Source organism: Nitrosomonas sp., assembly GCF_020852615.1.
GTDB lineage: Bacteria > Pseudomonadota > Gammaproteobacteria > Burkholderiales > Nitrosomonadaceae > Nitrosomonas.
Genome location: NZ_JADZAJ010000005.1, coordinates 105,035 through 130,287 on the forward strand (window position 1 = coordinate 105,035; position 25,253 = coordinate 130,287).

Genomic DNA, 25,253 nt, shown 5'->3' on the forward strand with positions numbered 1-25,253 from the left:
CCGCGGATTGGTTACTAACCAGGATGCTGACGACCAAAAATCTTGAGTGTATACGGGGAGAGCACAGGCTCTTCAGTAATATTTCTTTTTCTGTTAACCCTGGCGAACTGATGTTCGTAGGTGGCCCTAACGGAAGTGGCAAAACCAGTTTACTCCGATTGCTGTGCGGGTTGTCATTACCGGACAGTGGTGAAATCTGCTGGAATGGAACAGATATCCGGGAGCTGTGTGGAGATTACCGTAATGTAATGACGTACCTTGGACACTTGGGTGGTATCAAGGATGATCTCACGGCGATTGAAAATCTGCGGATATCCAGCGCACTGGCAGGTTGCGGAATAGATGAAGATCAGGCAGCAGATGCACTGGGGCAGATGGGACTGGCCGGGCGTGAAATGTTGCCGGCCAAGGTATTATCACAGGGACAGCGCAGAAGAGTGGCACTCGCCCGATTACTGGTGACTCAAACCAAATTATGGATTTTGGATGAACCGCTGACTGCTCTGGATATTGCTGCAGTTGATCTGATTAAAGGAATACTGGAGCATAACCTTTCGACAGGAGGGATGGTCATTATGACAACTCACCAGGAAATTGCCATGACCGCTGCAACTGTTCACCATTTGACCCTGTCCTGATTAGATATGATCTGGTGGATAATTAAACGGGATTTGTTACTGGCAATGCGTCGCCGATCTGATATGCTGACAACACTGTTTTTTTTCATTATCGTTGTCAGTCTTTTTCCTCTGGGGGTCGGGCCGGAAGCTAATATGCTGAGAATGATGGCTTCCGGTGTGGTCTGGGTGGCAGCCTTACTGGCTTCGATGCTGTCACTTGGCCGCATGTTTTCCAGTGATTATGCGGATGGAACTCTGGAGCAGATGCTGCTTTCTCCGGTTTCCTTATCCGCACTGGTGATGGGAAAAACCATATCGCATTGGCTGGTGACAGGGATTCCACTGGTACTGATGGCTCCAATACTGGGTATACAGTATGATTTATCAGTAGAGGCTCTGGTTGTACTGACACTGTCGTTGCTGCTGGGAACGCCAGTGTTGAGCCTGATTGGAGCAATCGGCGCAGCACTAACCCTGGGATTAAGAGGAGGGGGAGTACTGGTGTCAATACTGGTTCTGCCTCTCTACATTCCCGTACTGATCTTTGGAACAGGTGCTGTTGAAGCCAGTACAGCTGGCATGGGGTTTGGAGCACATTTTTCGATATTGGGCGCTGTCTTACTGGTTTCCATCGTCTTCTCACCCTGGGCAACCGCCGCATCCCTTCGGATTTCCATGGGATAACAGAAAAGATCATAACCGCAAAAAATGAGCGATATTTGATATTTATCAGGTAAGAGTAAATTGTCTTATTTACCAAATTAATTTAGAGAGAATATCAGGGCATGACTATCAACTGGTTTAAATACGCTTCTCCCGCAAGTTTTTATTTTTTAGCGGGACGGATGATTCCTTATTTCTCCGTCGCAACAATCATTTTTTTAATAGCAGGTTTATATATAGCTTTTTTTTCCGCCCCAACGGATTTTCAGCAGGGGGAGGCTTACCGGATTATTTTTATCCATGTTCCAGCTGCCTGGATGTCAATGTTTCTGTATGTGATCATGGCATTCTGGGCGGGAGTGGGATTGGCTTTCAATACCCGGCTTTCCTCTATGGTGGCAAGCGCCATAGCACCGACTGGAGCAATGTTTGCCTTTCTTGCTTTGTGGACAGGCGCCTGGTGGGGTAAACCAATGTGGGGAACATGGTGGGTCTGGGATGCCCGTCTAACTTCAGAGTTGATCCTGTTTTTTCTGTATATCGGTTTTATGTCACTGCAGGCAGCTATTGATGACCCAAGACGCGCAGATAAAGCCGGGGCAGTTATTGCTCTGGTCGGTGTGGTTAATGTCCCGATTATTTATTTCTCGGTTCAGTGGTGGAACACCCTGCATCAGGGGGCTTCAGTCAGCCTGGTTCAATCTCCAAAAATGGCAACCGCAATGTTGTCTGGCATGCTGATTATGTCACTGGCTGCATGGATGTATGCAATTGTGATGGTTCTGATTCGATCCCGTCTCATTATTTTGGAGCGTGAACGCCATACAGCATGGGTATCGGAATTGAAGGAAGGAGTATTGGAATGAAGTGGGAAAGTGTATCTGATTTCTTCGCCATGGGTGGTTATGGCCTGTATGTGTGGGGATCCTATCTGGTTGCAATGTTCTGCATAATTGGTGAAATTATACTGATTCGTATTCGTAAACGAACTTTATACAAGCATCTGGGTCTGAGAAAAAGATCAATTCTGCGAGGAGAAAAATGAAACCACGTCATAAAAAAATGACCATTATTGCATTGAGCGTCGGTGCTTTGGCTGTTGCCGTAGTTCTGGTACTAAATGCATTTCAGAGTAATCTGGTTTTTTTCTTCAGCCCCAGTCAGGTGGCTGCGAAAGAAGCTCCTGTTGGTAAAAGTTTCAGAATAGGTGGTCTGGTGGAAGAGGGCTCCCTCAAGCGGGAGGGGGATGGGACAATGCTGAAATTTGCCATTACAGATACAGCAGAAGTAATTCGGGTAGCTTATACAGGAATTCTTCCCGATCTGTTCAAAGAAGGGAAAGGTGTAGTAGCTCAGGGAAAAATGGCAGATGATGGTATTTTTTATGCGGATGAGGTACTGGCCAAGCATGATGAAAATTACATGCCTCCCGAAGCTGCCAGTGCTTTGGAACAGGCAGCCAAGGCACAGAAAACCACACTGACGCAGTAATTCATTTTTAATAAGGAAAATTTCTAACCATGATTCCAGAACTTGGTAATTTTGCCCTCATACTTGGAATGCTGCTGGCCCTGGTTCAGGGAACACTACCTATCATAGGCGCAGCACGGGGTATACCTTCGTGGATTGCTCTGGCGCGACCGGTTACACAAGGACAGTTTGTATTTATTGCTATAGCCTTTGGGTGCCTCGCTTATTCTTTTGTCAATAATGATTTTTCAGTATTGAACGTGGCATCCCATTCAAATTCAGATCTTCCTCTGCATTTTCGCTTTGCCGCAACTTGGGGGTCTCATGAAGGATCACTATTGCTGTGGGTAACTATGCTTGCCGGCTGGTCTGTCGCCGTGAGTGTATTCAGTCGCCAACTGCCGGACGATATGGTGGCGCGAGTTCTGGGCGTCCTGGGGCTGGTCAGTGCGGGTTTTCTGATGTTCCTTCTGTTTACCTCCAATCCATTTGACAGACTGTTACCTGCAGCAGTTGAAGGAAATGACCTTAATCCATTGTTGCAGGATCCCGGTATGGTCATGCACCCCCCCATGCTTTATATGGGATATGTAGGTTTTTCAGTTGCGTTTGCATTTGCGATTGCCGCATTACTTAACGGGCAACTGGATGCGGCCTGGGCCAGATGGTCACGTCCGTGGACTATCGTTGCCTGGATTTTCCTGACTATTGGCATCATGGGCGGCAGCTGGTGGGCATATTATGAGTTGGGGTGGGGGGGCTGGTGGTTCTGGGATCCGGTTGAAAATGCATCATTCATGCCTTGGCTGGTGGGCACAGCACTTGTGCATTCGCTGGCTGTTACTGAAAAGCGGGGGAGCTTCAAAAGCTGGACCGTTTTATTGGCAATCACTGCCTTTTCCTTGAGTTTGCTGGGAACCTTCCTGGTTCGTTCAGGTGTTTTAACTTCTGTACATGCTTTTGCAACTGATCCGGCACGTGGAATATTTATCCTGGTTTATCTCTCACTGGTTGTAGGGAGTTCACTGATACTGTTTGCCTGGAGAGCTTCCAAAGTAGGTCTTGGTGGTAACTTTGAAATCATTTCGCGCGAGACTACTTTACTTGCCAATAATGTGTTGTTACTGGTGGCTGCTGGCAGTGTACTGCTGGGCACACTTTATCCTCTTCTGGTTGATGCGCTGGATCTTGGAAAAATTTCTGTAGGGCCTCCTTATTTTGAAGCAGTTTTTGTGCCTCTGATGGCACCTGCTGTTTTCCTGATCGGGTTAGGGCCGGTTGCTCGCTGGAAGAAAGCAAGTTTACCTTCTCTGATAGTACTGTTGAGATGGGCATTCGTGGTGAGCCTGGTAGCAGCTGCAATCACGCCATTCATCATGGGTGAATGGAAGCCCATGGTCAGTTTTGGATTACTTTTGGCTTTCTGGGTTATAGCCAGTGTTTTTGTCAGCATCCGACATCGGCTGCAGAACAGTGGTGAAGGCGGGCTATTCGCCAGGCTGATAAAGCAGCCAAGAGGTTACTATGGCATGCACTGTGCTCATTTGGGTGTGGCGGTATTTATCATTGGCGTCACCCTGGTTAACGGATATGAGACCGAGAAAGATGTGCGTATGGAAGTTGGCAGCACGGTGGCGCTCAAAGAGTATTCTTTCCAGTTTAATGGCATTAAATCTGTTACCGGTCCTAATTACAACGCTTCCCAAGGGCAGGTAGCGGTATTGAAAGATGGAAAGAAGATAAATGAGCTGCTGCCTGAAAAGAGAACTTATACAGCATCAGGTATGCCGATGACCGAGGCGGCAGTGGACATGGGTTTGCTGCGTGATTTGTATGTGGCTTTGGGCGAACCGTTAGAAAATGGTGCCTGGATAGTTCGTATTTATCACAAACCCTTTGTTAACTGGATATGGTTAGGCTGTATGTTAATGGCTCTGGGTGGAATGTTATCTGTTAGCGATCGGCGTTACCGTATTGCAATTGGCAAGAAATCCGGAAATAAAGTAACAACAGTACCTGCAGCGCCTATGTCTGAAACTATCCCGGCAGGAGGTATGGTTACCAATTCAGCATCCCTCTCGGAGGAAGGTGCTAAAGCATGACACGCTTTCTGCTGCCCCTTGCGGTATTTGTAGTACTGGTTATATTTTTAGGAGTTGGTCTGACTCTAAATCCGCGTCAGGTCCCTTCTCCGCTGATAGATAAACCTGCACCGGCTTTCCATCTGCCCCAACTTTTTGATACAAGTAAAACACTTTCATCCAAGGAAAATCTGGGAAAGGTGTGGATGCTGAATGTTTGGGCATCCTGGTGTGTTGCCTGTCGTGATGAACACCCTGTTCTGGTTGAACTTTCGAAATTGGGTATCGTCCCCATTTATGGTCTGAACTATAAGGATCAGCGAGATACTGCCATGCAATGGCTTAAACAATTTGGTAATCCTTATGAAATCAGTATTGTTGATGCAGATGGAAAAGTTGGTATTGATTATGGTGTTTACGGGGTACCGGAAACTTATGTCATCGATAAACAGGGCATTATCAGATATAAACACATCGGCCCGGTAACGATCGAATCGCTAAAAAACAAAATTCTTCCTTTAATCAAAGAATTGAAGGGATGAGTTAACTATGGTGATGCAATTGACACATATGACGATGCGCTCGTTAAGACGTTGTTTAGTGGTACTGGCTTTATCTCTGATATCTTTGCCGGGTTATGCAAATGAAGCTGTACCCGTTGCTGAAGATCCTGTACTTGAAAAGCGATTGGTAAATCTGGCCGAGAATCTTCGCTGCCTCGTTTGCCAGAATGAATCATTGGCGGCATCGCGTGCAGATTTTGCCAATGATATGCGGCGTGAAATTAGAGAACAGATGCGGATGAATAAAAGTGATGAAGAAATCGTGGCATTTCTGGTTGAGCGTTACGGTGACTTTATTCTTTTCAACCCTCCTTTGAAATCCACAACCTGGCTGCTATGGTTTGGTCCATTTACTCTGTTTTTTGTTGGCGGGACCGTGCTCATACTTTATCTGCGCCGCCGGCGGGCGCAGATAAATGAAAAAGAGCTGCCTTTGACAGAAAGCCAGCGTCTGCAAGCTGAATCTCTTATTAAAGACATGGACAAGGATCAAAGTATATGACCGCATTCTGGGCTACAGCCACTATTTTCATCATGGTGGCACTATTATTTGTAATACCTGTACTGTTGAGAAATAAAAAAAATAAATCACAGGAACAGGTTGAGCGCCAGGCTGCAAATATTGCTATCTATCGCGACCAGATTGCAGAGCTGGATCGGGATTTACGCGATGACACTTTGTCTAAGGAGCAATACGAATCCAGTAAACAGGAATTACAAAAACGGATGTTGCAGGACGTATCGGAAAATACAGATGCAGCTTCTGTTATTCCCAATAGTCAGCATGGTGTTGTTGCGAGCATTATTGTCGCTTTGACCATTCCGCTTGCTGCTATCTATCTCTATATGGTTATCGGTGATACACGAGGGCTGCTACCCCAGTCACAATTGGCCAATGCTGCACAGTTTGAGCAGAATGGTGATGAGGGAGGGACACCATCCGGGCATAGCGAGATTAACTCAATGGTTGACAGTCTCGCAGCACGCCTTAAGGAAAATCCGGAAGATGTAGAAGGCTGGGTAATGTTAGGGCGCTCGTATGCAATTATGGAACGTTTTGCAGATGCGAGTGCTGTTTATGACAAGCTGATTCAGCTGGTACCGGATAATCCCCAGTTTTTGAGTGATTATGCGGATATGCAGGCCATGGTAAATAATGGCAGCTTGCTGGGCAAACCGGCTGAAATGATTAAAAAGGCACTCGATATTGATCCGAATTACCCTAAGGCACTGGCTTTGGCGGGAACGCTTGAATTTGAACAAAACAATTTTACCCAGGCAATATCCTACTGGGAGCGTTTACTGGGTGCCATACCCCCGGATTCAAAGCTGTATAAGTCAGTGAGCGATAGTATTGTGCAGGCCAGAGATCTGGCTGTGAAAACTACAGGCGGATCTGCTCCGGTGCAATTAGCACAAAATGCAAACGTCGGAACAGATGTTGAAGTGAAATCTTCCTCAGTAGAAAATCAGAAAGGGATTGGTAACGTACCCGGTATTTCAGGCTCAGTTACACTGGACCCCTCTCTGGCGAATAAATTCTCTCCGGATGATACGCTTTTCATTTTTGCGAGAGCCAGCCAGGGACCCAAAATGCCACTGGCTATTTTGAGGCTAAACGCTAAAGATCTTCCTGCTTCATTTAAACTTGACGATAACATGGCAATGACCCCAGCAATGAAACTTTCCAGTTTTCCTGAAGTGGTGGTGGGAGCAAGAATCAGCAAAACCGGGCAGGCTGTTCCTTCCAGTGGAGATTTGGAGGGCTTTAGCAAGCCGGTAAAAATTGGTGACGGGGAAGTGTCAATTACTATCGATCATGTTGTACCCTGATTCAGACTATTGATATAACTTATATTTTTATATGTCTAGCGACCTGATTCCAGATTTTGAGCTGGCCTCCACGAGTAACAAGCTCTTTCGTCTGTCAGACATCAAGAGTAGGTACCTTGTAATTTTCTTTTATCCCAAAGACGATACGCCGGGCTGTACCAATGAAAGTCAGCAGTTCAGGGATTTATACCCGGAATTCGTACAAATGGATTGTGAGGTGGTTGGAATTTCTCGCGACAACCTGAAATCACACGAAAAATTCAGAGAAAAATATGATTTGCCTTACGATTTGCTGAGTGACAATGGTGAAACAGTCTGCGAGCTGTTTGGCGTTATAAAGATGAAGAATATGTACGGTAAACAGGTCCGTGGGATAGAGCGCAGTACATTTGTACTGGATCGGGAAGGTAAACTGTATAACGCTTGGAGAGGGGTTAAAGTTCCAGGGCATGCTGAAGAAGTTTTAACGTTTATCAAATCAATTTCTGCTGTATAAACAATATGTTATACCACCTACTTCTATCTGCCTGTCTGCTGCTCCACCAGCCTGTTCAGGCAAATAATTACTGTACAAGATTTCCGTTACCCGGTTGAAACAGAGAAAAGGGCGATCAGATAAATTGCTCGCCCAATCTTAACCTGGCAATTGTTGTTCGGCAGTAACTGGTATTCAGCCAACAAAAAAATTACGCATCATACCCATGTCTTCATGTTCCAGATTGTGGCAGTGGTAAAGAAACAAGCCCGTATAATCCCCAAAGGGTTTAATGATTTCAATTTCCTCACCTGGCATAACCAGTACGGTATCTTTCCAGCCATTGTTGATAAATCCGTCTTTAACAGTCGCATAAACACTGTCTGCATAGCCCGGTTTACGTGACAGGATCTGGAACTGCTGTCCATGAAGATGGATCGGGTGCGGTTGAGCCATCATCATGCCCATCATGCCTCCCCCCCGGCCACCTCGCATACCGCCGCCCATTCCACCTCCCATAGCCGAGTTAGCGTTGGATATCCGGATTTTTTGCATGGTATTTACCGGTATTTTCTCTTGCTCCATATAATCCAGCATTTCAAAGGTTCTGCCATTGAGATTGAATGTCATGCGATGCATACCAATATTGATTGGCACAACTTTGTCAGGATTTGAGATCGCTCTCTCACTCAGACGATGAATGGGAACGAGTGTATCCGGCAATTTAGGCGAGTCGCTAACCTGTTCAGTAATCATGAACCTGACAATAGTATCCCGGTTACCTTGACCCTCTCCCATTCCACGCCCTCTACCGCCACCCATACCCATAGAAGATATCTGATAAGGCAGTGTCTGCAAAGCCAGCTCAGCGCCAGGTTTATATCCGCTAAAATCAATCCAGAGCTCTACCCGTTCTGCCGGAGCAAGCATGATGTAGGGAAAAATTTCCGGCCTTGCCAGCAATCCGCCATCAGTACCGATGGCTGTAACTGGAGAGCCATCACTCCAGCCCAGTTTATATATCCTGGCATTGGAGCCATTCAGGATGCGGAGACGATAAGCGCGTGTTTTGACAGGAATAGTGTAATTATGCTGACCATTTACCAGAATCGTATCTCCCAGAAAACCCTGCATACGCTGATGCATGGTCAGCGCATAGTAAAACTGGTTATCCGGGGTAAAACTGCGATCCTGAATGATCAGGGGAACGTCAAACTCACCACCAGGCAAATCCAGTTTGCGCTCTACCTCATCTGTGATGGTAATAAGTCCGGCAAGCCCCTGATATACCTGTCTGGCTGTTAATTCATGTGTATGCGAGTGATACCAGTTGGTTCCTGCGGGGTTTTTTACCTCAAATTCATATACATATTGTTCACCTTCAAGAATGGCGTACATCGGATGCCCATCCATGATTTGCGGTACATGCATGCCATGCCAGTGTGTTACACAGGGCTGCGGTAGCTGATTGTAAAAAAACAGCCGAACTTTCTGGCCTTGTTCAAAATTGAGGATAGGGCCCAGGTAACCGGGAAGTTCCTTTAGGGTACCTGCTGGCCCTTTCAGCAATTTACCGGTGTATTTGAAAACCCGGGTACTCGCTCCAGGCAAAATCGGAATTGCAGTGGTCTGTGCAGTCAAGGCTATTTCGACATCAGGCTTGAATGCACTGTCGGGAATCCGGTTGAGATTCCGGCTTTCCGGAAATACCACACCGGGCAGGGTGGTGGTAAACGTTCCCAATGCGGCATATTGCAAAAATCTGCGACGATGATGATTGATGGTTGACATGGTAATTAACCTTCTGCGTTAACGGGAATATAAACAAGTATCAGCTTACATAAATGATACGCAAGTGTGGAATAAAACCTGCACGATTTCAAAAAGTGAAAAATAAATATGTGTAAAATTTACCGGATTTCTGTTGCCCGGATGTTTTGGGGAAAGCAGTGAGATAATTGTTGTACCTTGAGATTTATCATTATTTATAGGGTGTGTTTAGAAATGTACAAAGCTGATCCTGAAATTCATGCTTTCAATCGAGAGAGGATTGTTAATACATTGAAAATGGCGGTCATATGTTTGGGTTTCCTGGCCGGAAATAACCTGGCATTAGCGGATGAGAGGGTAACTTCCGCTGAAGCGCAGGTAGACTGGTCCAACGTACCGTTCGTCACTCCTCCCCCGCGCGCCGGGATTTTTGTCAAACCACCAGCAGGCCCGGGTTATTTTTCTTTACTGGATTTGATCAATGGTAACAGCCGTGAAAAACCGCAAACAGATCCTTTCCCACCTTCCGCCCTGACAACAACGCCAGCTTACGATTTTGATTTCCGTTACCTTGAGCAACCGGGCCACGAAAAAGATTTTTTTGATCCGGTCAAACGTATCCACCTGGGTAATGACTGGTTGTTGTCTTTTGGCGGCAGTTTCTGGTATCGCTATATGCATGAAACAGATAGCCGTTTGAATGCTGCCGGAATCAATAATAACTACCATTTATTGCGCACACGGCTGAATGCTGATCTCTGGTATCAGGATCGGTTCCGGTTATTCGCCGAGATGCTGGATGCCCGTGCTTTTGGGCTGGATTTACCGAGTCTGGCAATCGACCGAAACCGTACCGATATGCTTAACCTGTTTGCCGATGTCAAGTTGGGTCAGTTTTTGAATGGCCCGGCTTATCTGCGGGTAGGGCGCCAGGAACTCGCTTACGGGTCACAACGCCTGATATCGACGCTGGATTGGGCAAATACCCGCCGGACGTTTCAGGGAGTAAAAACTTTCTGGCAGAACCCGACGTTTAATCTGGACGCATTCTGGGTACGACCAATGACGACTGAACCCAATAATTTCGATAACTGGGACAAGGATCGTAACTTTGTCGGCTTATGGGGGACTTATAAAGCTGTTCCGGGCCAGGTGTTCGACCTGTATTACCTGAGCCTGATCGACAACAGAGTCATTTCCCCAGCCAATATTAACCAGGGTAATGTGCTGCAGGGAGATTCGATTCTGCACACCATCGGCACGCGCTGGGCGGGTGACTATGAACGTATCCTCTATGAACTGGAAGGTATGTATCAGTTCGGGAGACGTTCTCATCTTGATATTTCAGCTTTTTCGATTGCTTCCGGAGTGGGTTATCAGTTACCGCTGCCGATGAACCCTCAGTTCTGGTTACGCTATGATTTTGCCTCGGGGGATCGCAATCACCGTGACGGACATAGCAATACATTCAACCAGCTTTTCCCGTTCGGGCACTATTATTTTGGCTATATGGATCAGGTGGGGCGGCAAAACATTCATGATTTTAATGCACAATTCACTTTGCATCCTCAGCCGTGGGTCACATTCCTGGGGCAGTATCACCGTTTCTACCTGGCGAATAAACGTGATTATCTGTATAACGCGGCCGGAGTGGGAATAATGCGCGATATCACCGGCCAGTCAGGCAGCCATGTAGGGGATGAAATCGATTTTCTGCTTAATTTCCATGTTGCACGGCATCACGATGTGCTGTTGGGATATTCAAAACTTTTTACCGGCGAGTTCATCAAAAGTATGCGTCCCGGTGCTTCACCTGATTTATTCTATGCGCAGTATAATTTCCGGTTCTGATCAGCAGACTGGTGTAGCTTTTTTCACAACTTTATAAAGGGAAAAATAAATGTTAAAAACAGTATTTGCTGCAATGCTGACAGTTTCACTCGCAAGCGTTAACCTGTCTGCCGCCTATGCAGAAGAAGCACCTAAAGTTGAGACAATGCCTGCGGATGAGGGAATTGTCGTTTCCTCAATTGATGCGGCAGGCTATACTTATATGGAACTTGCCAATGGTGACAAGAAAATCTGGATAGCAGCACCAACGACCAAAGTCAGCAATGGTGAACACATTCGCTTCGTGGAAAACATGAGGATGCATAATTTCACCAGTAAAACCCTGAATCGGACATTTAACGAGCTGATTTTTGTGACTTCTACACAAACTGCGGTAGCAAAATAAAATTATTCCCTGTCGAGGAGAAGGAAATCAGGCTCGCTGTTGCCTGGCAGATTTTCTACCTGGTTTTTTGCTGATTGTTTGTGGCAGTTCTTTGATCTCGGCAGGATCTACCATACCGATAAAGAGTTTATTTCTAAGGTTTTTTATTTCGTCACGATACCGGGTAGCCAGTTCGAATTCCATATTCCTGGCTGCTTCCAGCATATTTTTTTCCAGACGCTGAATTTCTTTTGCCAGCTGCATCTCATTCATGGCGGCATAGCGTGCCTGAACCTGCGCAATTTTCTGGTGTTCTGCTGCATTTTCACTATCATAAACACCATCAATCAGATCCTTGATGCGCTTACTGATACCGCGCGGTGTAATGTTGTTCTGCTGATTAAACAACTTCTGTCTGGTGCGTCGCCGCTCGGTTTCATCAATGGCGCGCCGCATAGAACCGGTGATCCGGTCGGCGTAGAGGATGGCTGTACCATTAACATGCCGGGCAGCACGCCCCATGGTCTGAATCAGCGATCGTTCCGACCGCAGAAAACCTTCTTTATCAGCGTCCAGTATGCCAACCAGTGAAACTTCCGGAAGATCCAGTCCTTCCCGCAGCAGGTTGATGCCCACCAGAACGTCGAATTTGCCCAAGCGTAAATCCCGAATGATTTCAACCCGTTCAACGGTATCAATATCGGAATGCAGATAACGTACCCGGATACCATGATCAGAAAAATAATCAGTCAGATCTTCAGACATGCGTTTGGTTAGCGTGGTGACCAGCACCCGTTCTCCCTGAGCAGCCCGAACAGAAACTTCCGACATCAAATCGTCCACCTGGGTAGCAATCGGACGAATGATGATAACCGGATCCACCAGGCCGGTTGGCCTTGCAACCTGTTCTGCAATCTGGCCACTGTGCTGAATTTCGTATTCTGCCGGAGTAGCTGAAACAAAAATGGTTTGCGGCATCAGCTTCTCGAATTCCTCGAATCGGAGTGGCCGGTTATCCAGTGCGGAGGGCAGACGAAAGCCGTAAGCCACCAGGTTTTCTTTTCTTGAACGATCACCTTTATACATTCCGCCGATCTGAGGGACAGTAACGTGGCTTTCATCAATAACCATGAGTGCGTTGTCCGGCAGATAGTCAATAAGTGTAGGCGGAGGATCTCCAGGCTGCCGCCCTGACAGGTGGCGTGAATAATTTTCAATCCCCTTGCAAAAACCCAGCTCATTGAGCATTTCCAGATCAAAGCGTGTGCGTTGCTCCAGACGCTGGGCTTCCACCAGTTTGTGATTTTCATAAAAACAGCTCAATCGCTCGGCAAGCTCGGTCTTGATGGTTTCTATGGCCCGCAGGGTGGTGCTGCGCGGGGTAACATAATGACTGGAGGGGTAGACCGTATAGCGTGATACTTTTTGCCGGGTATGTCCGGTAAGCGGATCAAACAATGTCATGCTTTCCACTTCGTCATCGAACAGGGAAATACGCAACGCAATCTCGGAATTCTCTGCCGGAAAAACATCCAGCACATCCCCGCGGACACGAAAAGTACCGCGCGCAAACTCAAATTCATTCCGCTGGTACTGCATGCCCGTGAGACGCTGGACGATATCTCGCTGCGAGATTTTTTCGTGCTCACGCACGTGCAGGATCATGCCGTGATAATCAACCGGATCCCCGATACCGTAGATACAGGAGACCGTTGCAACAATAATTGCATCGTCCCGTTCCAGCAGAGATTTTGTGGCAGACAGGCGCATCTGCTCGATATGCTCATTGATACTGGAATCTTTTTCGATAAACAGATCACGGGAGGGGACATAAGCTTCCGGCTGATAGTAATCATAGTAGGAAACAAAATATTCCACCGCATTTTCCGGGAAAAATTCCCGCATTTCGGCATAGAGCTGCGCAGCCAGTGTTTTATTGGGGGCCATAATGATGGCAGGACGCCCCAGCTGTGCAATCACATTGGCGATAGTGAAGGTTTTGCCGGATCCGGTTACGCCAAGCAGCGTCTGGAAGGATAAACCGGATTCCATCCCTTCCACCAGCTTGCTAATGGCTTCCGGTTGATCGCCTGCTGGCTGAAATGCCTGATTGAGCTTGTAAGGACTGCCCGGAAAAGTAATAATCACGGATTTGTAAGTCACCTTCAAAATTTAACGTTTTTGATTCTAACATGTGCAAATCACATCCATCAGGAGCTGTATCGTGAAACTCTCACAACGCGTTCAGGCGATTAAACCTTCTCCCACGCTGGCTGTCACTGCTAAGGCAGCCAAACTCAAGGCGGAAGGGAAAAATATTATTGGTCTGGGAGCTGGTGAGCCGGATTTCGACACACCGCTGCATATCAAGGATGCGGCAATTACGGCGATCCGCAATGGATTTACGAAATATACGGCAGTGGGTGGAACAGCATCTCTGAAACAGGCGATCATCTCAAAATTCAAACGGGAGAATTCACTGGAATTTGTACCAGGAGAAATTCTGGTTTCCAGTGGGGGGAAACAAAGCTTTTTTAACCTGGCGCTGGCGACAATTGATCCGGGTGATGAAGTTGTGATTCCTGCCCCTTACTGGGTCTCTTATCCTGATATTGTGCTGATTGCCGGTGGAAAGCCGGTTTTCATCAATACCGGAATTGGAGAGAAATTCAAAATTTTACCAGATCAGCTGGAAAAAGCGATTACACCCAGAACCCGCATGTTTGTCCTTAACAGTCCGGGCAATCCTTCCGGCAGTGTATACAGCCTGGAAGAACTGCAGGCCCTGGGTGCGGTATTGCGTAAATATCCTGATATTCTGATTGCCACGGATGATATGTATGAGCATATTCTTCTGGCTGGAGATAAATTTGTTAACGTTCTGAACGCGTGCCCGGATCTGAAAGAGCGTACTGTTGTACTCAACGGCGTATCCAAGGCTTATGCCATGACGGGATGGCGTATCGGCTATTGTGGCGGGCCGGCGGCAATCATTACTGCAATGGAAAATATCCAGTCACAAAGCACCTCCAATCCAAACTCGATTGCCCAGGTTGCGGCTGAAACTGCATTAAATGGAGATCAATCCTGCATGATCCCGATGATTACTGCCTTTCAAGAACGTAACCAGTTTCTGACAAATGCATTGAATTCCATTACAGGAATTCGCTGTCTGTTATCTGAGGGTGCTTTCTATGCTTTTGTGGATGTGAGGCAGGTTATCAGCCGCTTACATTCACAAAAAATACTGCAGGATGGCAGTGACCTTGCTTTCTGCAACTACATACTGGAAAAGGCGGAAGTGGCTGTTGTTCCGGGCTCAGCCTTTGGTTGTGAAGGTTACATGCGGCTATCGTTTGCAACTTCGATGGACAACCTGCGGGAAGCCATGAAACGTATTACCGGTTTACTGGGTTAATCGTTTCCCCTGTGAAATGTACTCAAAACAACCCGGCTTTGACTTCCTGCCACATGCAGCAGGAAGTCATATACAGCAAAGCATACCGGCTGTTGTAAACTGTCATAAAAAAACGACACACCTTCGTATTTCTGCTCGTATCCAGCTCTCTCCCGTGTGCTGTTTTTACAGCGGGTTATTCTTCCTGATCAGATACAGCACGTCTGCTCTTCCGGATCAGACCCTGTTCTTCTGCCTTGCGTAGCGCTTCATACCTGCAGTGGACTTCAAGAAGCGCCATAATTCTCTGAAACTGAGTCCGAACAGTAGCGGGTGTCCGATCCAGATATTGTGCGAGGACTTTTGTGTTGGTTGTTCTTTTCTCCCGGCTCGCCTCGAGTAAGCTGTAATGTGATGGAGGTAAGCGTTTTAGCTGTTTGAGATCCATATACATTTCTCCAGTTTGATTGAAGTTCAACTGAAATACTATTCAGGATTATTATTCAATCAGTTACAGGTACTGCTTTGAGGGTAACCCTATTATTTACAGTTTAGCCCATCTCAGCACTATTCGTTAGTTATAAAGCAATAAATATGCCATAAATTTATATATTTGATTTTTAATGTTTATTATCTGCCGGATTAGCTATGTTCAGAAGGATTGTAAAATTTTCCGGCAAATATACTACTGCATTACCATGGGTAAAGTGCTGAGTTTTTGGGGGCTATTTTGAGATAGCTATATAAAAAATCGGAATAAAAATACCTGTGTGAATAACCTTTTTCCTCCAATACCAGCTGTTCCTGCTGCCTCCTCTGCTCTGATCCATTTTGCAATTCCTGACTCTGTATGCAATTGCAGTATTGTCCTGACGGGCACAACCTTCTTACTATGCTTAACGCAGCAAGTGCTGTGGCCAATAGGCGACATTTAACTTGTTGGGGTTGCAATACAGATTACGTAATCTGTGTTTTATAAATTTTATGAAAAAGGAAAATACCATGGATCAATTTTCTAAAAAAATTCTGGTTGCCAGTATCGTTCTGGCATTTGGTGCAGCAGGTAATGTTTGGGCAGCCGGAAGTGACAGCCCGGCTCCTGTTACCAAAAGCGTAACAGATGGAAAAGATGTCACAAACGCCGGAAAAGGTGCCAGTAACTCGGCAGCCAATGGTGGAAGTACTTCAAGCACAGCTGACAGTAGCAACAGCGGTAATACCGACAGCAGCAACAGCGGTAATACACAAACCGATAACAGCAACAGCAGCAAAACTGTTACCAAAACTGACAACACCAACAACAGCGATAATCGTGTTGATAATACCAACAACACCAAGACCATTACCAGGACAGACAGCAGCACAAACGACAGCAACAACAGCAAAACCAAAACTGTTACAAATACTGACAGCAGCAATAACAGCACCAATGACAGCAATAACAGAACTAAAACTGTAACTGCTGACAGCAACAACACTGACAGCAGCAACAACAGTGACAACAGCAGCAAAACCAAAACTGTTACGAAAGACAGCTATAACGACAGTAGCGATAACAGCCAAAGAACCAAGACTGTAACCCGCGACAGCAACAACGATAACAGCAGTGCTAATGCTGATGGTAAAGGCAACGCATCTGCTAACAACAGCGGTACAGCAAGTGTAACTGACAGCAGTGGTAGCGGTAACACCAAAACTGTTACAAAGGACAGCAACAACGACAACAGCAGCGCAAGCGCACATGGTAAAGGCAATGCTTCTGCTAACGGTGGCAGCACAGCAACAGCTGACAACAGTGATAACAGTGATAACAGCAAAGCCGGTGCCAAAGATAGAGGTGCAGCTGCAAATGGCGGCGGCTCAGCAAGCGTGACCGATAGCAGCGATAACAGCAGAACCAGCGCTAAAGGTGATGGCAGTGCTGCAGCTAACGGCGGTAATGCAACAAGCACCTATTCTGTTAACAATGCGTCACTGAGCGGTGTGGTAACCGGTCAGGCTGCTGATGGTGTGCCTGTCAGTGATGCAGTTGGTCTCGTAGGCGGTACTCTGAGCAACAACATTGATAATTCAATCAATGGTGCCGGCCTGAACCAGGTTGCTCAAAATCTGGGATCAAGCTCCCTGATCCAGCAACAGGTTTCCTTCCAGGGTAACGTAAACGTTAACCGCCCATAAAACTGAACAGCTAACAGGGTAGAGGTGTAACTTCAGGCTGGCAGGCAACAGTAACGTTGTCTGCCAGTTTTTTTTCCAGGATAGGAAAAAAATATGAGTAACAAGTGGAGACGATTATGAAAACCTGTACCAGAAAAGGTTTTGTTGTACTTGCGATATGGATGACCGTCAGTATGACCTGCGGGGCATCGGGAGTAAGGTCACTTGCACAGGAAGATCATTATCTTCCTCAGGCTGAAAGAGCATCACTGGAGGAGCTTGATAATGCAACAGGACGTGAAGGAGTTGATGTAACCACTCTAAATAATATGAACGTCCGCGCACTGCTTGCCGGCAACAGGGCCACAAACAATGCAAGCGGTTTTAATTCCATTGATAACGGTTCTTTTGTTGGGGCAAGTGGTATGTTTTCGGTAATACAGAACTCGGGAAACAATGTTCTTATTCAGGATTCGACAATTATCAATGTAACGATACTGCCCTGATTTGAAGTGTGCTTACAGGAAATAAAATTTCAGGTTATCCGCAAAACCGCGAGCTATGCCGTTGTCTGTTCTGGAAATAAGCATGAGATTTTTATTTAGATTATTCGTTATTTTGCAAATTTTCTGGGTAATCCGGGGAGGAGAAGCATTTGCCATGGATATGATTGGTGTAGCGGGCGGAGCCAATTTCAATATTCAGGGAAAAAGCTTTGCAGAACGGCGATTCAATACGGTTTACAGGCAACAGTTTGATTTCAGCTGCGGATCGGCTGCGTTGGCAAGCCTGCTTACTTTTCATTATGACGATACAGTTAATGAGCAGTCTGTTTTCATAGACATGTACCAGAATGGTGATCAGGAAAAGATCAAACGGGAAGGCTTTTCCATGCTGGATATGAAACTGTATCTTGAACGCAGAGGATATCGTTCGGATGGATTCAAGATTAATCTGGATCAGCTTTGGGCTACCGGGAACCCTGCCATTACCATTATTAACCTTAATGGCTACATGCATTTCGTCATTATTAAGGGGGTGGATGAAGAAAAAGTTCTACTGGGGGACCCGGCAATGGGTGTCAAGTCCATGGATCGTACCGAATTTGAAAAAATATGGGGTAATCGCATCTTGTTTCTGATCCATAGCGATACTGATCCTGCAGTAAGCTATCAGAAAATACATGCAGAGTGGGCTGGAAGACTGGCGCCATTGGGCGAAGCGGTAGATCGAACAAGTTTGGGTGTCTTCAATGTACTGCGCCCGGGCCCCTGGGATTTTCGATAATTTGTGTAATACGAGAGAAAAATGAAAACTACTGATTTCTTTCCGGCTGTTAGGCGCATGCAATTGCGCCTGATGTTATTGGCACTGTTCTGTTTTATGAAACAGGTGCACGCTGGAGATATTAACGCCGACTCCGCAACACAAAGTGTTTTTCATCAGGAATGGGAACGGGCGTCAGATGAAGAACTCGCTTCTCTCAGGGGAGGATTTATTCTTCCCAATGGGATACAGGTTGATATGAGTCTGGAAAAATTTATTCATTTGAATGATGTGCTGGTGCATTCGTCTTCCGTTCACGTTCCGGGAGAAGGTGTGCTTCTGCAAGCCGGAGGAATGAACTCCGTGTCCGGTTCTGTTGCTGTGCCACAGCTCAGCACCTTTATCCAGAATACACTGGATAGTCAGCACATTGACGCACTGACGAAAATCAACATAGATATCAGCAATGTAAAAGGAGCAACGGCAAGTCTAGGTAATCACCGAATGATTACCGATTATCTGGCTCCTGCACTGTCGCGGTAATCCAGCCTGATGCTGCCCGATATAAAAAATATATGTGAGGAAGACAGCCAGATGTCAAATATGACTTATAAATTATTTGCCGGTTGCCTCACAATATTTCTTGCTGTGTATTCTCAGGCAGGAAGGTCTTCGGATGAAATACTTGAGCAATATAAATCTCTTTTTTCGCAGCAGCAGAAGGAATTTGAGAAACAGCGGCAAATTATTATCGAGCAGGGAAAAGAGATCGAAAAACTGAAATCCCGTCTGGATTCCCTGACACAGCAGCCAGCCGGCCAGCAGTCCACCAGCAACAGGGCTGATAAAGGAGCAGAGCAACCGGATTCAGCAAAATTACCCCATTCAAAAGCAGTCGCAGCGCAGCCTGTTGACAAAAGAGATGATCATCAGGCGCAGGCACGTGCCGAATCCGGTAATCTTCCAAGTGGCCCGGTAGGGCAGGCGCCACCTAAGCAGAATGAAAAACCAAGACCACCTGAAATGCCCAGGTTGAGTGATTCGGTAGGAGGAGTGCTGACGCGTAAAGGCAAAATAGTGATTGAACCTTCGCTGGAATATGCTTTTACGGGAGGGAGTCGGGTTTTTCTGGATGCATTTACCTTTCTTCCGGCTATTGCCATTGGTCTGATCGATATTCGCCAGATCAAGCAGCATAGCCTCATGGCGAGTATTGGTGCCCGTTACGGTCTGACAGACCGTTTGGAAATCGAAGCGAGAGTTCCCTACCGGGCCCGATTTGATGAACAACGCTCAAGACCGGTCAGTATTGGCGCAGCAATTGATGAAACATTTAATGCTTCCGGTAATGGTCTGGGAGATATTGAATTTGCCGCTCGCTACCAGCTGAATTCAGGTGCGGGAGGATGGCCTATTCTGGTGGGCAACCTGCAAGCTACAGCGCCTACAGGTAAAGGCCCGTTTGATATTAAATATGCCAGGGCTCAGGGGGTTCCGGGTGCGGTATTTCCTACCGAGGTTCCTACCGGATCAGGTTTTTTCAGTTTTGAGCCAAGTGTGACTGCACTGTATGCAACTGATCCGGCAGTGTTTTTTGCAAACCTGGCCTATAACTACAATATGGGCTCCAAACAAAAAGCAATTGACGGGTCAGGTGACAGGTATAAAGTTGATCCCGGCTATGGTCTTGGTTTAACTGTTGGTATGGGGTTTGGGATAAATGAACGTTCTTCATTCAACATCGCGTACTCTCACCGCCATATCTTTAATACCAGGATCAATAACCAGACGTTGAAAGGCAGCCAGCTTGATATAGGCCAGTTGCTGATCGGCTACGCCTTCAAGTATTCACCACAGACCACCCTGAACTTCTCCTTTGCAATAGGCACAACCGAAGATGCACAGGATGTGAGGCTCAGCTTCAGGGTACCTATGGTCTTTTAGATGTCCCGGGGCGCCGGATCAGGTCAGTTAATACAATCAATCTTACTTTGCATCATTTCAGCCCCAGGCTCTCCAGTACTTTTTCGTGATTCCATTTTCCGTGAAACAGGCGGCCTTTATGATCAGGCGTACGGTCACTCGTCCAGGTAATATACTGTCCATCCGGGGTAAATACCGGTAATCCATCGAATCCTTCCTCATCAGTTACCCGCACCGGCTCTTTTGTACCGTTGATATCAACGATATAAAGCTCAAAATTACGATGCCCTTCAACATTGGTTGCAAAAATAATGTACTGATTTGACGGGTGATAAAAAGGTGCCCAGGACATTCTGTTAAGCCGGGTGACTTGTTTCTGATCTGACCCGTCAATATTCATGGTAAATATTTCTGCTTCCTGCCCGTTTTCTGAAAAGCGGCGCCAGACAATCCGCTTCCCGTCCGGACTGAAGAATGGCCCTCCGTCATAGCTGCTGGTGTGTGTCAGTCTTTTAATATTGGAACCATCTGCATCCATGATATAAATATCGATCATGGAAGAAGGGTTGTTGTTGAAAAGAATAGTTTCTGCTTCAGACAAGGGTTCATTGTACGCCCGGCGATTGGAAGCAAAAGCAATCAGTTTTCCGTCAGGCGACCAGGAGGCTTCTGCATCATAGCCCTTAGTATGGGTCAAATTCCTGATATGCCCACCGTTGAAATCCGCTTCGTAGATATCGTAGAACTCATCGTAATCCCAGGCGTATGCCCGGCGCTGGCCGGATTTTCTCTGTTCAATTTCAGCCACCATTTTGGCCTTAACCTCAGGGTCATCATGGGTTGAAGAAAACAGTACTTTTTCCTGGCTGGGGTGTATCCATGAACAGGTCGTTTTGCCAACACCGGGCGAGATCTGTTGTACATTCCCATTTGTCAGGTTTTTCAGATAAATCTGATAAAAAGGATTCTCACCGGTAACTTCGGCCTGATAAACCAGCCATTTGCCGTCAGCACGATAATAACCTTCACCTGACCGGACTTCCTGATCCGAAATCTGCCTTGCATCGGTAATGAAACCGGCAGCATCTGCCTGTGTCACAGCAAAAAAACAGGCAATGATCAGTAAACTGCGGGCAAATAAGTACGGAAGGTCAGAAAAATTGATCGATTGTGTAAAATTTTTCATTTAGTTCATAATTCCTGTTGGTAAATAAAAATCATTTAAACATAGCTTCCGGAAAAAAGTAAGCTGATCCACCTGTCGGAAGAGTAGCTGATTGGCTTCAACTGCTGTCAGACAAGTAAACAATTACTCCAATTCAGGCGGAATCGGATCAATCACCCTTATCCACCACCCAATCCAATATGACAAAATCCGCCAGATTGCTTTCTTCATGCTGCCTTATTGCTGCCAGCCTCTTCTGCAGCATCAATGTATCTGCCGGCAACCAGATTTTTCATCATCAGATGGAGGTAATGCTTTCACCGGACAGTTCAGAAATCCGGGTGAAAGATCAGATCCGGATACCGGCAAACAGAGTGGACCAGACAGCAGCCACTCGCCTGGAATTCAGTCTGCATGCCGCTCTGACCGTTATTGCAGATGAAGATACTGAAGTTATTGTTCAGACGGCAGGTAATACCGATGTACATGCCGGCCCCGTACCCCTGAAACGATACAGAGTCACACTTCCCGCAGGAAAAGATACTTTTTCCCTTGGCTTCAGCGGGCATATTCACCATGCAGTGCGCGATCCCAGCCTGGAATACGCACGCAGTTTCAGCTATTCACCCGGACTGATTACCGAAGAAGGGGTATTCCTTGCCAGCTCCACTGCCTGGTATCCGCAATTTGACGGAGATATGGTGTCATTTCATCTGGATGTTCAGCTGCCTGCCGGCTGGGATGTCGTCAGTCAGGGCAAACGGGTTGCCGAGCAAACTACAAAAACTGTCCGGCACGTTATCTGGGAAGAAATAAATCCACAGGACGATATTTACCTTGTCGCCGGACGCTACCAGCGTTATCAGCAATCTATCGGGGCGGTGGAAGCCTATGTTTACCTGCGCAGCCCCGATCAGGCGCTGGCACAAAAATATCTGGATACCACAGGGCAATATATTGCCCTGTATAACAGGCTGATCGGTCCTTACCCTTATCCAAAATTTGCACTGGTCGAGAATTTCTGGGAAACCGGTTACGGCATGCCTTCTTTCACGCTGCTGGGGCCAAAAGTCATCCGTTTTCCGTTCATTCTGCACACCTCCTACCCGCACGAGATTCTGCACAACTACTGGGGCAACGGAGTATTCGTTGATTACAGCAAAGGAAACTGGTCAGAAGGGTTGACGGCTTATCTTGCCGATCATCTCACCAGTGAGCAGAGCGGCAAAGGGGAAGAATACCGTCGTGATGTGCTGCAGAAATATACTGATTTTGTGAATCAAGAAAAGGATTTCCCGATTATCCGTTTTACCTCACGCCACAGTCCCAGTTCAGAAGCAATCGGTTATGGCAAAACTATGATGCTGTTTCATATGTTGCGGCAGGAATTGGGAGACAGGGATTTTATTAACGTGTTGCGCAGCTTTTATAAACAATATCTATTCAAACAGGCGACTTTTGAAGATTTGCAGAATATTTTCAATACACAAACCGGTAAGGATTTTTCTTCATTTTTTCAGCAATGGGTGTATCAGAGTGGTGCGCCGGATCTGTTGCTTGAAAGTGCACAAGCTGAGCCTAATACAGCATCCGGGGAGAAAAGTTATCGGCTAAAAGCGATCATCAAACAAACGCAATCGGGGATGCCTTATCAGCTGAATGTGCCGGTTGCCGTACATCTGGAAGGGGAGACAACTGCCTGGCAGACGCGGATTAATATTGATCAATCGGTAAACCTCATCGAACTGGATCTGCCGGCACGTCCGGTACGGATTGATGTTGATCCGCAATTTGATGTATTCCGGCGTCTGGACAGTCGTGAAATTCCCGCTGCCCTGTCACAGGGATTTGGTGCAGAAAACCCGTTGCTGATCCTGCCGGCCAGTGCCGGCAGGGAATTACTGCAGGCATATCAGCAGCTTGCCGCTACCTGGCAGAAAACCCAGTCCGGTTCACTGGAAATTATTCAAGATGATGAGCTGGAAACATTGCCTGCAGATCGCACTGTCTGGATCCTGGGTTGGCAAAACAGATTCAGTCATCACATGATTACTGCTCTGTCGGAGCATCATGTGACCGGTAAAACAGGAGAATTGCAGCTGAATGGGCAAACTTACCAGCAGGAAAAACATGCTGTGGTGCTGTCAGTGCGACAACCGGCCAACCCCGACCTGACATTGCTGTGGGTGGCAGCAGATCAACCTGAAGCGATTGCGGAACTGGCCGGAAAACTGCCGCATTACCGCAAATACAGTTATCTGGCATTTGAAAGCGGGGGAGAGGGCGGGGAATTAAACAACATCAGTAAGGGCCAGTGGCCGGTAACCCGCTCACCCCTGACGCGACTGATCACACAGAAGGGTGATGCTTCGCTTACCTCCGGCCATACCGGCACGCTGGCGCCACGCCATGCACTGGCAGAGTTACCGCCACTGTTTTCAGAAAACCGCATGCTGGAAGATATTACATTTCTGGCTGGTGAAACGCTTAAAGGACGCGAGCTTGGCAGTCCGGAACTGGATAAGGCAGCAGACTATATTGCACAGCAATTTCAGCAGGCAGGGTTGCAACCCGGTGGCGATGGAAAGGGTAAGGAGGGCTATTTTCAGGATTGGCATCAGGAAGTGGGGGCACCAAAAGGCAAAATCCCGCTGCGGAATGTTATTGGCATCCTGCCTGGTATCAATCCGCAACTGACCGGACAAAGCCTGATTATCGGCGCACATTACGACCATCTCGGTTTGGGCTGGCCGGATGTGCGTGCAGCCAATCGCGGCAAGATTCATTATGGTGCGGATGATAACGCCAGTGGTATTGCCGTTATGCTTGAACTGGCGCGACAGATTGCAACCAAATGGCAACCGCAACGCACCATTATTTTTATTGCCTTTACCGGAGAAGAAGCTGGTTTACTGGGTGCTACCCATTACCTGAGCAATCTGACCGGTTACCCGGCGGACAAGATCATTGCCATGCTGAACCTGGATACCGTTGGTCGATTGGGAAACAATCCTGTTACTGTGTTTGGTACAGGAACAGCAAGCGAGCTGGTGCATATATTCCGCGGCGCTGGTTTTGTTACCGGTATTCCCGTTAACGCGATAACCCATGATTTTGGCTCCGGTGATCAGACTGCTTTTATCAAAACCGGGATACCGGCAGTCCAGTTCTTTGGCAGCACACACAAGGACTATCACACGCCGGGTGACACCATCGATAAAATCGATACGGCCGGGCTGGTCAAAGTGGCAGCCATTCTCAAGGAAGGTGCAGAATATCTGGCCAATCGTCCTGAACTGCTAACGGTTGCGCCGGGTAACGGTCATCGGTCAGCCGGCACAGTACAGGCACCCGATCGGATAAAAGCCAAACGCAAAGTCATTATTGGTACCGTACCGGATTTTTCCTGGCAGGGGGAGGGGGTACGTGTGGATGGTGTGCTTCCTGATTCACCGGCACAGCAAGCACAATTACAGCCGGGCGACATACTGACCCGGCTGGCGGGACAGCCCATCACTGATTTGAGATCATACGCCGATATTCTTCGTCAACTGAAGGCAGACAGGGAAGTCGAACTGCAGTTTCAGCGGGGAAAAGAGCACACAGCAATAAAAATTGTACCGGTTGAGCGTTAACAGACTGACAGTAAAACCAG

General features: G+C 47.0%; 22 protein-coding genes. 19 read left to right on the plus strand and 3 right to left on the minus strand.

All coding sequences use genetic code 11. The features are described 5' to 3' along the window. Positions 1-23 precede the first annotated feature (23 nt). From ccmA to IT527_RS00670, 10 genes are all read left to right on the plus strand, one after another. Complete coding sequence (gene ccmA, locus IT527_RS00625) at positions 24-638, plus strand: cytochrome c biogenesis heme-transporting ATPase CcmA (protein ID WP_292965120.1); 615 nt, start codon at positions 24-26, stop codon at positions 636-638. Positions 639-644: 6 nt separating this feature from the next. Next, the gene (gene ccmB, locus IT527_RS00630; protein ID WP_292965122.1) at positions 645-1,304 is read left to right on the plus strand and encodes a heme exporter protein CcmB; all 660 of its coding nucleotides are present in this window, start codon (positions 645-647) and stop codon (positions 1,302-1,304) included. 101 nt (positions 1,305-1,405) lie between these two features. Then, complete coding sequence (gene ccmC / locus IT527_RS00635; RefSeq protein WP_292965126.1) at positions 1,406-2,149, plus strand: heme ABC transporter permease CcmC; 744 nt, start codon at positions 1,406-1,408, stop codon at positions 2,147-2,149. Next, positions 2,146-2,328 (plus strand): heme exporter protein CcmD, encoded by a 183-nt coding sequence (ccmD, locus tag IT527_RS00640; protein ID WP_292965130.1) that lies wholly within the window; start codon positions 2,146-2,148, stop codon positions 2,326-2,328. The genes ccmC and ccmD overlap by 4 nt, the downstream gene beginning before the upstream one ends. Next, the gene (ccmE, locus tag IT527_RS00645) at positions 2,325-2,774 is read left to right on the plus strand and encodes a cytochrome c maturation protein CcmE (RefSeq protein ID WP_292965133.1); all 450 of its coding nucleotides are present in this window, start codon (positions 2,325-2,327) and stop codon (positions 2,772-2,774) included. The genes ccmD and ccmE overlap by 4 nt, the downstream gene beginning before the upstream one ends. A 29-nt stretch (positions 2,775-2,803) precedes the next feature. Then, entirely contained in the window at positions 2,804-4,855 is a 2,052-nt protein-coding gene (locus tag IT527_RS00650; protein WP_292965135.1) for a heme lyase CcmF/NrfE family subunit, read from the plus strand. Then, positions 4,852-5,376, plus strand: coding sequence for a DsbE family thiol:disulfide interchange protein (locus tag IT527_RS00655; protein WP_292965138.1), 525 nt, complete (start codon positions 4,852-4,854; stop codon positions 5,374-5,376). Before IT527_RS00650 ends, IT527_RS00655 begins: the two co-directional genes overlap by 4 nt. A 7-nt stretch (positions 5,377-5,383) precedes the next feature. Continuing rightward, a complete protein-coding gene (locus tag IT527_RS00660) occupies positions 5,384-5,899 on the plus strand; it encodes a cytochrome c-type biogenesis protein (RefSeq protein ID WP_292965140.1) in 516 nt (171 codons plus the stop codon). Next, the gene (ccmI, locus tag IT527_RS00665) at positions 5,896-7,230 is read left to right on the plus strand and encodes a c-type cytochrome biogenesis protein CcmI (RefSeq protein WP_292965143.1); all 1,335 of its coding nucleotides are present in this window, start codon (positions 5,896-5,898) and stop codon (positions 7,228-7,230) included. The genes IT527_RS00660 and ccmI overlap by 4 nt, the downstream gene beginning before the upstream one ends. Before the next feature lie 31 nt (positions 7,231-7,261). Further along, on the plus strand, positions 7,262-7,726 hold the full coding sequence (locus tag IT527_RS00670; RefSeq protein WP_292965146.1) for a peroxiredoxin: 465 nt from the start codon (positions 7,262-7,264) through the stop codon (positions 7,724-7,726). A 174-nt stretch (positions 7,727-7,900) separates the two neighbouring features. On the opposite strand, the gene IT527_RS00675 is transcribed toward IT527_RS00670, so the two are convergent. After that, on the minus strand, positions 7,901-9,496 hold the full coding sequence (locus IT527_RS00675) for a multicopper oxidase domain-containing protein (RefSeq protein WP_292965148.1): 1,596 nt from the start codon (positions 9,494-9,496) through the stop codon (positions 7,901-7,903). A 276-nt stretch (positions 9,497-9,772) separates the two neighbouring features. Here IT527_RS00675 and IT527_RS00680 point away from each other — a divergent pair, with 276 nt between their 5' ends. Beyond that, the gene (locus IT527_RS00680; RefSeq protein ID WP_292965151.1) at positions 9,773-11,326 is read left to right on the plus strand and encodes an alginate export family protein; all 1,554 of its coding nucleotides are present in this window, start codon (positions 9,773-9,775) and stop codon (positions 11,324-11,326) included. Between the two features lie 49 nt (positions 11,327-11,375). Next, on the plus strand, positions 11,376-11,711 hold the full coding sequence (locus IT527_RS00685) for an NrfJ (RefSeq protein WP_292965154.1): 336 nt from the start codon (positions 11,376-11,378) through the stop codon (positions 11,709-11,711). 27 nt (positions 11,712-11,738) lie between these two features. Here the strand turns inward: IT527_RS00685 and uvrB are convergent, their stop codons facing one another. Next, on the minus strand, positions 11,739-13,838 hold the full coding sequence (gene uvrB, locus IT527_RS00690) for an excinuclease ABC subunit UvrB (RefSeq protein ID WP_292965157.1): 2,100 nt from the start codon (positions 13,836-13,838) through the stop codon (positions 11,739-11,741). A 76-nt stretch (positions 13,839-13,914) separates the two neighbouring features. On the opposite strand from uvrB, the gene IT527_RS00695 reads away from it, so the two are divergent. The 6 genes from IT527_RS00695 (at position 13,915) to IT527_RS00720 (ending at position 20,454) form a co-directional block, all read left to right on the plus strand. Continuing rightward, the gene (locus tag IT527_RS00695; protein WP_292965160.1) at positions 13,915-15,108 is read left to right on the plus strand and encodes a pyridoxal phosphate-dependent aminotransferase; all 1,194 of its coding nucleotides are present in this window, start codon (positions 13,915-13,917) and stop codon (positions 15,106-15,108) included. Between the two features lie 981 nt (positions 15,109-16,089). Next, positions 16,090-17,265 (plus strand): hypothetical protein, encoded by a 1,176-nt coding sequence (locus IT527_RS00700; protein ID WP_292965163.1) that lies wholly within the window; start codon positions 16,090-16,092, stop codon positions 17,263-17,265. 116 nt (positions 17,266-17,381) lie between these two features. Further along, on the plus strand, positions 17,382-17,750 hold the full coding sequence (locus IT527_RS00705) for a hypothetical protein (protein WP_292965166.1): 369 nt from the start codon (positions 17,382-17,384) through the stop codon (positions 17,748-17,750). Positions 17,751-17,832: 82 nt separating this feature from the next. Then, positions 17,833-18,531 (plus strand): C39 family peptidase, encoded by a 699-nt coding sequence (locus IT527_RS00710; RefSeq protein WP_292965168.1) that lies wholly within the window; start codon positions 17,833-17,835, stop codon positions 18,529-18,531. Positions 18,532-18,552: 21 nt separating this feature from the next. Then, entirely contained in the window at positions 18,553-19,053 is a 501-nt protein-coding gene (locus IT527_RS00715; protein WP_292965170.1) for a hypothetical protein, read from the plus strand. Between the two features lie 60 nt (positions 19,054-19,113). After that, a complete protein-coding gene (locus IT527_RS00720) occupies positions 19,114-20,454 on the plus strand; it encodes a transporter (RefSeq protein ID WP_292965173.1) in 1,341 nt (446 codons plus the stop codon). A gap of 52 nt (positions 20,455-20,506) precedes the next feature. On the opposite strand, the gene IT527_RS00725 is transcribed toward IT527_RS00720, so the two are convergent. Then, positions 20,507-21,619, minus strand: coding sequence for a biopolymer transporter Tol (locus tag IT527_RS00725; RefSeq protein ID WP_292965175.1), 1,113 nt, complete (start codon positions 21,617-21,619; stop codon positions 20,507-20,509). 290 nt (positions 21,620-21,909) lie between these two features. On the opposite strand from IT527_RS00725, the gene IT527_RS00730 reads away from it, so the two are divergent. Next, positions 21,910-25,233 carry a M20/M25/M40 family metallo-hydrolase gene (locus IT527_RS00730; protein WP_292965178.1) on the plus strand — a complete coding sequence of 1,108 codons (3,324 nt, stop codon included), beginning with the start codon at positions 21,910-21,912 and terminating at the stop codon, positions 25,231-25,233. Positions 25,234-25,253 lie beyond the last annotated feature (20 nt).